General features: G+C 59.3%; 8 protein-coding genes and 1 pseudogene. 8 read left to right on the forward strand and 1 reads right to left on the reverse strand.

Annotated features, from left to right (window positions below; all coding sequences use genetic code 11):
* The 5 genes and pseudogenes from ACTIE1_RS16305 to ACTIE1_RS16325 form a co-directional block, all read left to right on the forward strand.
* Window positions 1–194, forward strand: a pseudogene (locus tag ACTIE1_RS16305) (IS110 family transposase); the annotation flags it as partial.
* Between the two features lie 599 nt (window positions 195–793).
* Window positions 794–1,867 carry an ABC transporter ATP-binding protein gene (locus ACTIE1_RS16310; protein ID WP_439563191.1) on the forward strand — a complete coding sequence of 358 codons (1,074 nt, stop codon included), beginning with the start codon at window positions 794–796 and terminating at the stop codon, window positions 1,865–1,867.
* Between the two features lie 21 nt (window positions 1,868–1,888).
* Window positions 1,889–2,848, forward strand: a complete 960-nt coding sequence (locus ACTIE1_RS16315; protein WP_439563190.1) for an ABC transporter substrate-binding protein — start codon at window positions 1,889–1,891, stop codon at window positions 2,846–2,848.
* Between the two features lie 66 nt (window positions 2,849–2,914).
* The gene (locus ACTIE1_RS16320; RefSeq protein WP_439563189.1) at window positions 2,915–4,588 is read left to right on the forward strand and encodes an ABC transporter permease; all 1,674 of its coding nucleotides are present in this window, start codon (window positions 2,915–2,917) and stop codon (window positions 4,586–4,588) included.
* Window positions 4,589–4,592: 4 nt separating this feature from the next.
* Window positions 4,593–5,339 carry a metallophosphoesterase gene (locus tag ACTIE1_RS16325; RefSeq protein WP_439563188.1) on the forward strand — a complete coding sequence of 249 codons (747 nt, stop codon included), beginning with the start codon at window positions 4,593–4,595 and terminating at the stop codon, window positions 5,337–5,339.
* A gap of 166 nt (window positions 5,340–5,505) precedes the next feature.
* On the opposite strand, the gene parE is transcribed toward ACTIE1_RS16325, so the two are convergent.
* Window positions 5,506–7,455 (reverse strand): DNA topoisomerase IV subunit B, encoded by a 1,950-nt coding sequence (gene parE / locus ACTIE1_RS16330; protein ID WP_439563187.1) that lies wholly within the window; start codon window positions 7,453–7,455, stop codon window positions 5,506–5,508.
* Between the two features lie 364 nt (window positions 7,456–7,819).
* On the opposite strand from parE, the gene ACTIE1_RS16335 reads away from it, so the two are divergent.
* The 3 genes from ACTIE1_RS16335 to ACTIE1_RS16345 all read left to right on the forward strand — a co-directional run bounded on the left by ACTIE1_RS16335 (window position 7,820) and on the right by ACTIE1_RS16345 (window position 11,311).
* Window positions 7,820–9,574 carry an acetolactate synthase 3 large subunit gene (locus ACTIE1_RS16335; protein ID WP_439563186.1) on the forward strand — a complete coding sequence of 585 codons (1,755 nt, stop codon included), beginning with the start codon at window positions 7,820–7,822 and terminating at the stop codon, window positions 9,572–9,574.
* A gap of 9 nt (window positions 9,575–9,583) precedes the next feature.
* Window positions 9,584–10,147, forward strand: coding sequence for an acetolactate synthase small subunit (gene ilvN, locus ACTIE1_RS16340; RefSeq protein ID WP_439563185.1), 564 nt, complete (start codon window positions 9,584–9,586; stop codon window positions 10,145–10,147).
* 120 nt (window positions 10,148–10,267) lie between these two features.
* Window positions 10,268–11,311 (forward strand): ATP-binding protein, encoded by a 1,044-nt coding sequence (locus ACTIE1_RS16345; protein ID WP_439563184.1) that lies wholly within the window; start codon window positions 10,268–10,270, stop codon window positions 11,309–11,311.
* Window positions 11,312–11,455: the final 144 nt, after the last annotated feature.

An 11,455-nucleotide genomic window follows, 5' to 3' on the forward strand; every position in this document is an offset into this window, starting at 1 on the left:
TGTTCGAGGCCGCTTCCTGCCTGATCCGCCAGGTCAAACGGTTCTCTCCGCTCAAGAGTTGGGCTGTCCGCCTGGCCGGGCGGCGTGGGTTCCGAAAGGCCGCCGTTGCTACCGCCCGCAAGATCGCTGTGCTGATGCTGACGCTTTGGAAAAAAGACACAAACTATCAATGGACAAAGGAGGCCACTGCCTGATCTGAATTTCCGCCGCTGAGAGGGCGGGAAGCGAAGTCCTGAAGGGACGGAGGCAGATTGATCTCGCTAGCGACGTTGGGGCGGAGCATACATCCACACCCCGCTAACGACATTGGAGACGATCCGCCCCCGAACGCCATCGTGAGGCGTAGAACCTACGACCTCGGAGAGAACCATGACCCCGGACGGATACAGCCACCTCCCGCTTGACAATGCCGCAAACAGAGAACGTCGCTATGCACGTGTCTTAGGCTATCAGACCGCCCTGCGGCAGGCGGTGACAATCGGGCCGTTACGATCTTCCCCCTATTCCGGTGGAATCTTTACCCCCATTCTGAAACGATGGAAAATAAGGTGCTGAACTTTCATGGTTTTTCGAGCTCTTTCGAAGCAACTTCAACCGATTTTACACCATTCTTTGTAGTCGGGTCAGCGACAATGGGATGATCCGGGGCATTTAGGGTGGTGGTGCCGCCACCTGACCGGCGATGCAGTGCTGTATTGCGGCAAGCGCGTTTGTCATGGAACTGCCGGACAGCCAGCGCATGAAAATGTTGAAGTGACAAAAAACTGTTACAAACCCCTGCTAACGGGGCAACATGACGGTACATGAACCCCCCGAACGCACCCACGCCCTGATCGCGTCACAGATCGCAAAATCCTTCGGCGACACGCAGGTGCTGCGCAACATTGATCTTGTTCTGGCACCAGGCGAGGTGGTGGCGCTACTAGGCCCATCCGGTTGCGGCAAGACCACGCTTTTGCGCATTGCTGCAGGCCTGCTGTCTGCAAGTGCGGGCCGTATGCAAATCGCGGGCAGGCCTGTGGTCGATGGCAGCGGCTTCAACGCCCCGCCGGAAGCGCGCGGTATCGGTATGGTGTTTCAGGATTACGCGATCTGGCCACATCTGAATGTGTTGGAAAACGTCGCCTTTCCGCTGCGCATGCGCAAACTGGCACGTCACGACCGAGAGGGCCGTGCCCGCCGCGCGCTGGATCGGGTCGGATTGTCGCATCTGGCAGACCGCTTTCCCGGCACCTTGTCGGGCGGTCAACAGCAGCGCGTTGCCTTGGCGCGTGCTATTGTGGCTGAACCGCCGCTGGTGCTGTTTGATGAACCGCTTTCGAACCTTGACCGCGAATTGCGGGAAGGGCTGGCGTTGGAAATTGGCGGGTTGCTGCGCGAGTTGGGCCTGTCAGCGGTCTATGTCACGCATGACCAGTCCGAAGCCTTTACTATTGCCGACCGCGTGGCCGTCATGCTGGGCGGCGAGATTGCGCAGATCGACACCCCAGAGCAACTTTTCGCGACCCCGTCATCAGTCGAGGTGGCACAGTTCCTGAATATCGGGGCGCTGATTGAAGGGCGCGTCTGCAATTCCAGTGGTTTCACCTGCAATCGCGACCAGTTGAACCTGCCTGGTCTGGCAAACTCGGCCCCCGAGGGACCGGCGCGTATCCTTATTCCACGCACAGCCATTCGCCCCGCACCAGAAGGCGCTGTCATGGCACAGGTGTTGCGATGCCAGTTTCAGGGTGACCGCTATCTGCTGCATCTGGGGCTGGACGGTGGCAGTGCAAGCCTTGTGTGCCCAGCGGATCGCGCGGTGGCAGTGCACACTCATATCCCGCTTGCGATTGATCCTGATCGTCTGCGTGTTTTCCCTCACTGACCTGAAAAGGAATAGAAACCCATGCTTCGCACAACCACTTTTGCTGCAAGTCTTGCCCTGATCGGCAGCTTTGCACATGCCGACACACTGACCTTTTACACCGCTGGCCCAGGCGGGCTGGCCGATGCGCTGGCCGATGCGTTTCAAGCGGAAACGGGCATTTCCGTGAATGTGTTTCAGGGCACGACCGGACAGGTGATGGCGCGGCTGGAAGCCGAAGAAGCCAACCCGCAGGCTGATGTCGTTGTCTCGGCCAGCTGGGGATCGGCGGAAGATATGTTTGAACGTGGCCTGCTGTTGGAATACACGTCCGCGCATGCCGAAATGATCCCCGACTTCCTGAAGCACAGCCATTATGCGGCGCAAGGGGTGTCCGCGCTGGCGATGGTCTGGAACACCCAAAGCGACGTGCCGCGCCCGTCCGAATGGGCCGATCTGACGGATGCGGTTTACCGCGACCTGATCACCATGCCCGACCCGTCGCAATCGGGCGCGGCCTTTGATCTGGTCGCTGGTCTGGAAGCGTCCATGGGCGAGCAAGCATGGGACCTGCTGGCCGCGCTGGCCGGGAATGACATGATTGTGCCCGGCCCCAATGCTGCTGCACTTAATCCGGTCCTGCAAGGCGCGAAAGCTGTAGTATTTGGCGCTGTGGATTATATCAGCTACGGGCAAGCGGCGTCGGGCGAAACAATAGAAGTCATCACACCGGCCAGCGGCACCGTGATCGCACCGCGCCCGATGATGATCCTGCAATCCACGCAGAACCCCGATGCGGCGAAAGCGTTTGTTGATTTCGTATTGTCTGATGCCGGACAGGCGCTGGTTGCGGAAACGTTCCTGATGCCTGCGCGCACAGACGTCGAGGGCTTGCGTCCGGGCATCAATGATCTGACCGTGATCGATGTGGATGCAGATGCGGTTTCTGCCCGCCGTGACGAGATCATCGCGCGGTTCAACGAGACTGTTGTAAATCGCTGATCAACCCTGACCTGTTCACATGGCCCCGAGACGTTTCGGGGCCATGTTTTATGAAAGGCTTGCCCGATGCCGCGCGCACAATCCGTTCTTACCACACTCGCGGCGGGCGCGCTGCTGGTCTTCGTGGGTTTGCCGGTGTTGTTCATTCTGTTGCAAGCTGTATTTCCCGAATTCGCCCGCGGCTCTTTTGTCGGCGCGTTCTCGAAACTGGCCATCCTGACCGAAAATGACCGCCTTTTGATGCAAGCCCGCAATACAGTGCTGCTGGCGTTTTCCGTCATGCTGGGCTGTCTGGTCTTTGGCCTGCCTATCGGTGTGTTGCGCGGGCTGTTTCACATTCCCGGTGCGCGGGTTTGGGATGTGGTGTTCCTGATCCCGTTCCTGATCCCGCCGTTTATTGCTGCCATCGCCTGGATGATGACGCTGCAACCGCGTGGCTACTTGTTCCAGCTTGTCGGTTTCGACATGGGGCGGTTTCTGTTCAGCTTCACCGGCGTTGCCTTCGTGATGACGCTGAACCTGTTTCCTTTGGTCTATTTCGCTGTCTCGCGTGCGCTGGAAATGGTCGGCGGGCGCTTTGCTTCGGCTGCGCGGGTGCATGGCGCACGGCCATTGCAGGCATTTTTCCTGATAACGCTGCCGCTGTCCATTCCAGCCATTGCCGCCAGTATGCTGATCGTCTTTGCCATGTCCATCGAGGAATTCGGAACCCCTGCGGCATTGGCCGCACGCACGGGGTTTGAGGTGCTGGTGACAGGTATCTACATTCGTCTGTCTGAATGGCCCATTGACCTGTCGGGCGCGGCGCTTGGGTCGGTCATGCTGATGGCAATGGTGCTGGCCGCGTTTGCGTTGCAAAACTGGATTGCGACGCGTCGTTCTTATGTCAGCCAGACCGGCAAGCCCGCTGATCTGGAAAAGGGTAATCTGGGGCCGTGGCGCTGGCCGGTGCTGGGCCTGTTCGCATTGGTGGCGCTGATTGGTGTCGTGATTCCCCTGCTTGCCATTGCCGTGACCTCGGTAATGGGGACAATTTCCGGCGGTCTAAGCTGGTCGAATTTCGACCTGCGCCATTACGAGCCGATTTTTCGCAGCGGCAGTCGCGCGTGGCAAGCACTGGTCACAAGTGGCTGGCTGGCCGTGCTCACAGCATTTGCCACCGCTGCAATCGGCGGGTTGGTCGCCTATATTGTGGTGCGCGGCACAGGGCGGGGGCGGGCGGTCATGGATGGGCTGTCGGTCCTGCCCAATGCGATTCCTGCCATTGTTCTGGCCGTGGGGATCATCCTTGCATGGAATTCGCCCTTCCTGCCGCTGACCCTATATGGCACCGCAGCCATTCTGCTGATCGCTTATATCGGTATCCTGCTGCCCTATCCGATCCGCTATGCAGTGGCGCGGTTGCGTCAGATATCGGGATCGCTGGATGACGCGGCGCGGGTGGCAGGGGCTACGCAGATGCGTGCATTGCGCCATGTCACCCTGCCACTGATGGCGCCGTCGCTGATTGCCGCGATGATGCTGGTCTTCGCCATCGCCTCGCGCGAGTTGGTGGCCTCGATCATGCTGGCCCCCGCTGGGATGCGCACCATTGGCACATTTGTTTTTTCGCAGTTCGAGCAGGGTTCCGTCCAGACTGGCATGGCCATGAGCATGATTGCCATCTCCGTCACCTCGGGCATTCTGCTGGCGGTCAATCTATGGTTGGCTCGGCAGGGCAGCAGCGCGTTTTCGGGGTGAGCGGATGGCCCTGATTGCGCAACTGACCGACCCGCATTTGCGTGACGATGGCGCGGACCCGTTCCATGATCCGGCAGCAGCCCTGAGGCAAGCCTTCGTGCAAATTGCGGCGATGGACCCGATGCCGGATGCGATTGTCCTGACCGGTGATATTGTTGACCGCAATGCAGCGGGGTATGGCCATGCGCTGCCAATTCTGCGCAGCGCTCCGGTGCCGGTATTGCCATTGCCGGGCAATCACGACGACCCTGCGCGTTTTCGCGCAGCCTTTCACGGCTGGGGGGCATTTGCGCCCGATCATCTAAGCTTCACTGCAAGGATTGCTGATCTGGATCTGGTCGCGCTGGACAGCACCCTGCCGGATGGCCGCCCCGGTATTGATGCGCAGCGTCTGGACTGGCTGGCAGATGTCCTTGCCAATCTGCAAAGGCGGGCGGTTCTTGCGCTACATCATCCGCCCTTCGCGACCCTGACACCCCATCTGGACAAGTCCGGCTTCCGGAATGCGGACGCCCTTGCGGGTCTGGTCCGGCGCAGCACAGTGTCCCGTATCATCGCCGGACATAGTCACCGTGCCATGCAAACAGTCTGGGCAGGATGCCTTGCCAGCACAGCCCCTGCCATAGGGCACGGCCTGAGCCTGTCGCTTTCGGGTGCCGAAAGCCACAAACCGATCGCCATGACACCAGCGTTCGAGCTTCACGTCGTGGATCAGGAAAACATGATCAGCCATCAGATTCCGTTGATCTGACAGCGGCAGTTCTGCTGCGGGATGCCGGATCAGCACAATATCCGACTTGATCAGGCGGCGTCCCTAGGGCGTGTTGCGCAAAAGTGGGAACCGGTTTTGCGCATAAAAACATGCGGAAACAATAAACTAGGGCCTGTCTCGTGAATGCGAATGAAGGCGACAGGCTCTAGACATCCAGTTCTTCCACGAAACGCGCATTTTCGCTGATATACTGAAAGCGCAGTTCAGGTTTCTTGCCCATCAGCCGTTCGACAAGGTCTGATGTCTCGCCCGGCAGGTCATCATCCACGGACACGCGGATCAGCCGCCGCGATGCGGGGTCCATAGTGGTTTCCTTAAGGTCCTTGGCGTCCATTTCGCCAAGCCCCTTGAAACGGGACACGTCGATCTTGCCCTTGCCGCCGAAGCCTTCGGCGATCAGGCGTGCCTTCTCGGCTTCGTCAAGGGCATAGACGCGTTTGGCGCCTTGCGTCAGGCGAAACAGCGGCGGGCAGGCCAGATACAGATGTCCCGCATCAATCATCGGGCGCATCTGGGTGAAGAAAAACGTCATCAACAGCGCCGCAATATGTGCGCCGTCCACATCCGCGTCGGTCATGATAATGATCTTGTCATAGCGCAGATCATCCAGCCGGAATTTGGACCCCAATCCCACGCCCATGGCCTGACACAAATCGTTGATTTCGGCGTTCGTGCCCAGCTTGTTGCTGGCCGCACCCAGGACGTTCAGGATTTTGCCGCGCAGGGGCAGCAGCGCTTGGGTTCTGCGGTCGCGGCCCATTTTTGCCGATCCGCCCGCGCTGTCCCCCTCGACGATGAACAATTCCGTCCCTGCGCGGTTGGTGGCAGAACAATCCACCAGCTTGCCCGGAAGGCGCAGCTTCTTTGTGGCAGTCTTGCGGCTGGTTTCCTTTTCCTGCCGCCGTTTCAGCCGTTCTTCGGCACGCAGCACCAGAAAATCAAGGATTGCACCTGCCGCTTTCGGGTCTGCGGCCAGCCAGTTGTCAAAATGGTCGCGCACTGCGCCTTCGACCATGCGTGCAGCTTCCGTGGTCGCAAGGCGGTCCTTTGTCTGGCCCACGAATTCAGGTTCGCGGATGAAGCAGGAAACCAGCGCACAACCGCCGGTGATCATATCCTCGCGGGTGATCTGGGCGGCTTTCTTGTTGTTGGCCAGTTCCCCATAGGCGCGAATTCCCTTCAGCACGGCAGCCCAGAAGCCCTGCTCATGCGTGCCGCCTTCGGGGGTTGGCACTGTGTTGCAATAGCTTTGCACGAAGCCATCGCGCACCGGCGTCCAGTTGATTGCCCATTCGACGGAACCGGGCTGGTTGAACTTTTCCTGAAAATTCACTTTGCCTGCAAAAGGCTTGTCCGAATAGGTGACGTTGCCGGTCAGTTGTTCGTTCAGGTAATCGGCAAGCCCGCCGGGAAAATGAAAAACGGCTTCCATCGGGGTGTCGCCATCCGGAATCGCGGATTTCCAGCGGATTTCCACACCGGAAAACAGATACGCCTTGGAGCGCACCATCTTCAGCATACGCGATGGACGAAATCTGAGTGTGCCGAAAATCTCGGCATCGGGGTGAAACGTGACAGTGGTGCCGCGCCGGTTGGGCGCTGGGCCAACCTTTGCAACCGGCCCTTGTGGAATGCCGCGCGCAAACTCTTGCGCGAACAATTCGCGGTTGCGCGCCACTTCGACGCGCATATGGTCCGACAGTGCATTGACGACCGACGCGCCCACCCCGTGCAGGCCGCCTGATGTCTGATATGCCTTGCCGGAAAACTTGCCGCCCGCGTGCAATGTGCACAAGATCACTTCCAGCGCGGATTTGTCGGGGAACTTGGGGTGGGGGTCGATGGGAATGCCGCGGCCGTTATCGCGGATGGTAACCGAATAATCTGCGTGCAGCTCCACCTCGATGCGGTTGGCATGGCCCGCCACCGCCTCGTCCATGGAATTGTCCAGCACTTCGGCCACAAGGTGATGCAGCGCGCGTTCATCGGTGCCGCCGATATACATGCCCGGACGTTTGCGGACAGGTTCCAACCCTTCCAGCACCTCAATAGATGACGCGTCATAGGTTTCGGAATTTTGCAAAAGGTCAGACATGTCGTGCTGCTCGATTCTCTCAGGGGAATTTCTACCAGCAATAGACCATTGCGCGGCCCCTGACGCAAGACTTGGTGCCGGACCTGCGGTTGCGCAATAAATGCAAAGTTTGCGGGGCGTTTTGCGCAATGGCGTGCATTTTCGGCATTGACGCGGGCATGTGTCGGGCTTAGGTTCAGCCCACGCTAAAGGGCGGTGAATGGCAATGAAAAATGCACTTGTAATTGTGGTGGGACAGATGCGCATGGGCCGGTGACGGACACCCTATCTGATCCCCATGCGCCCCCGAACCCCGACGGGGGCTTTTTTATGGCCAAAACGCGCGAACGCGACCTTGAATTGACGCCTCGATGGAGCAACACAGATGACACGTCAGATGACCGGAGCGAAAATGGTGGTTCAGGCCCTGAAGGATCAGGGCGTGGAAGTGGTATTCGGCTATCCGGGTGGCGCGGTCCTTCCTATTTATGATGAGATTTTCCAGCAAAATGACATTCGTCATATTCTGGTGCGCCATGAACAGGGCGCGATCCATGCGGCTGAAGGGTATGCGCGGTCCACGGGCAAACCGGGGGTCGTTCTGGTGACATCCGGCCCCGGTGCGACCAATGTTGTGACGGGCATTGTCGATGCGCTGATGGATTCCATCCCGATTGTCGTTCTGTCTGGGCAGGTGCCCACATTCATGATCGGCTCGGATGCCTTTCAGGAAGGCGACACTGTGGGCATCACCCGCCCTTGCACGAAAATGAACTGGCTGGTCAAGGAAACCGACAAGCTGGCGGAAACGATTCATCAGGCATTCCATGTGGCCACCGCAGGCCGCCCCGGTCCGGTCTTGGTGGACATCCCCAAGGATGTGCAATTTGCCACCGGTGCATATGTTGAAAAGCCCAAGGTCAAAACCGACCACTACAAACCGCGCGTCAAGGGCGATACCGACGCAATCACCCGCTTGGTCGAGATGATCGAGACAGCAGAAAAGCCCGTGTTCTATACTGGTGGGGGAGTCATCAATTCCGGCCCCGCTGCCAGCCAGCTTCTGCGCGAACTGGCAGAAGCCACCGGTTTTCCTGTCACGTCAACACTGATGGGGCTGGGGGCATATCCGGCGTCGGGGAAGTCATGGTTGGGCATGTTGGGAATGCACGGCACATATGAAGCCAACTGGGCAATGCATGATTGTGACCTGATGATAAATATCGGGGCGCGTTTCGATGACCGTATCACGGGGCGGCTGAACGCCTTTAGCCCGAATTCGAAGAAAGCCCATATCGACATTGACCCGTCATCCATCAACAAGGTGATCACCGTTGACCTGCCAATCATCGGCGATGTGGGTCATGTGCTGGAAGATGCGCTGAAAATCTGGAAATCACGGGGCCGCAAGGTCAACCGCGAGGCACTGGGGCGCTGGTGGAAACAGATCGAGGAATGGAAATCCGTCGATTGTCTGGCCTACAAGCCCTCCAGCGGGATCATTCGCCCACAACACGCGATTGCCCGTCTGGAAGCGTTGACCAAAGGCATGGACCGCTACATCACCACCGAAGTGGGCCAGCACCAGATGTGGGCCGCGCAATACCTGGGGTTCGAAGATCCCAACCGCTGGATGACATCAGGCGGCCTGGGCACAATGGGCTACGGCCTGCCTGCATCCGTGGGCGTGCAGATCGCGCATCCTGACGCACTTGTCATCAATGTCGCAGGCGAGGCGTCATGGCTGATGAACATGCAGGAAATGGGCACGGCCATGCAATACCGCGCGCCCGTCAAGCAGTTCATCCTGAACAATGAACGCCTTGGCATGGTGCGCCAGTGGCAGGAACTCTTGCATGGCGAACGCTATTCCAGTTCATGGTCCGAAGCCCTGCCCGATTTCGTGAAACTGGCCGAGGCATTTGGCTGCAAGGGCATCCGTTGCGACAACGAGGCCGATCTGGATGACGCCATCCGCGAGATGCTGGCCTATGACGGGCCGGTAATTTTCGATTGTCTGGTGGAAAAGCACGAAAACTGCTTCCCCATGATCCCGTCGGGCAACGCGCATAATGACATGATCCTTGGCGAAGTTGACACGCAGGGTGTTATCGGCGCATCGGGCGCGGTATTGGTGTAAGGAAAGAATATGTCTGCTCTCCAAATCAAAAAAGGCTCGTCCAAGCATTCCGCCTATGACCTGCGCGACCCGAATGCGGAACTTATCGAAACCCATACGCTGGCTGTCAGTGTCGACAATGAATCCGGCGTTCTGGCGCGCGTCATCGGGCTGTTTTCGGCACGCGGCTACAATATCGACAGCCTGACCGTGGCCGAGGTGGACCATCTGGGCCACCGTTCGCGCATTACCGTGGTCACCTCTGGCACGCCGCAGGTTATCACCCAGATCAAGGCGCAACTGGAACGCATGGTTGTTGTGCATGAAGTGCATGACCTGACAGTCGAAGGCCCGTCCGTGCAGCGCGAACTGGCGTTGTTCAAGGTGCAGGGCAAGGGCGAACACAGGATAGAAGCGCTGCGCCTGGCCGAGATTTTTCGCGCCAATGTGGTCGATTCAACACTGGAAAGTTTCATCTTCGAAATGACCGGCACGCCCGAGAAGGTTGACGCATTCGCGGTGCTTATGCAGCCCCTGGGCCTGACAGAGGTTGCGCGCACAGGGGTTGCAGCCTTGGCACGCGGGACAAAATAGCCGGTTGGCAGGGAACCGGGGGGTATGCGCGCACAGGCCGCCTTTGTCGCAACGCGGCCCCCGTGGCCACTCGGGCGGGCTTGATCTTGCGGCCAGCCGCGCTGCATCAGGCAGGGGCCAATGAGTAAGCAACACGACCACGATCTGGTAATTTCACTGATGCGGGCCTTGCCGCAGCCGGTTCTGCTGGTGGATGACAGCGGCATTGTCACAGCGGCCAATTCCGCAGCGCAAGATCTGTTCGGGGCGCGCATTCAGGGCGCGCCGCTTCGCGCGCATTTGCGCCAGCCCGAAGTGACCGCCATGCTGGAAAACGCCCTGTCCGGTGCGGATGGCGGGCAGGCCAATTTCACCGCAACCGGTGTCGCTGTTGAAACCATATGGCAAGTCACAGCGCGGCGTATGGCGGGGCGCGGGTTGGTCATCAGCTTGCATGATGTGTCCGATATTGAAGCGGCCAGCGCACAAAGGCGCGATTTCGTGGCGAATGTCAGCCATGAGCTGCGCTCCCCTCTGACTGTGCTTGCAGGGTTCATCGAAACGCTACAGGGGCCTGCGGGGGATGATCCGGCGGCGCGCGCGGAATTTCTGGGCATCATGTCGGATCAGGCTGCGCGCATGACAGGGCTGGTTGCCGATCTGTTGTCGTTGTCGCGGGTCGAAGCTGTGGAGAAGATACGTCCGCGCGCGCCGGTGGCTGTTGACGCTGTGCTGCATGCAACACTGGCGGCGCTGCGCCCGCGCATTGCCGCCGCCGGAATGGACGTGATCTGCGAGGTGCCGCCCGATCTGCCCCAGGTTCCGGGGGACCATGACCAGCTTGTTCAGGTTTTCAGCAACCTGATCGAGAATGCAGTGAAATATGGCAGCAGCGGCGGGCGGGTCGAAATCGGCGCGCGGGCCTATCAGGTGATGCCGGGCTTCGACGGGCCGGTTGTGCAAGTGAATGTGCATGATTTCGGCGACGGCATTGATCCGGTCTATATTCCGCGCCTGACTGAACGCTTCTACAGGGTCGACAAGGGGCGCGCGCGCGACAGTGGTGGCACAGGGTTGGGGCTTGCGATCGTCAAACACATCCTGTCGCGCCATCGCGGGCGTCTGGTCATTGAAAGCGCTGTCGGCAGTGGGACGCGCGCGGGCGTTATCTTGCCTGTGCGGTGATGTCGCGGACATGCGCGCGCCCTTTGTATTGCTGTTGTATCTTCTGTGTCATGTAACTGTCACATTAGGGGGGTAAGCAGCGAGTGAAGCAGAAGGACCTTTGGCATGAAACCGCATACGCTTTCGTCTTTTGACCGTGATCTG

This window comes from Roseinatronobacter sp., assembly GCF_051859525.1.
Taxonomy (GTDB): Bacteria; Pseudomonadota; Alphaproteobacteria; order Rhodobacterales; family Rhodobacteraceae; genus Roseinatronobacter.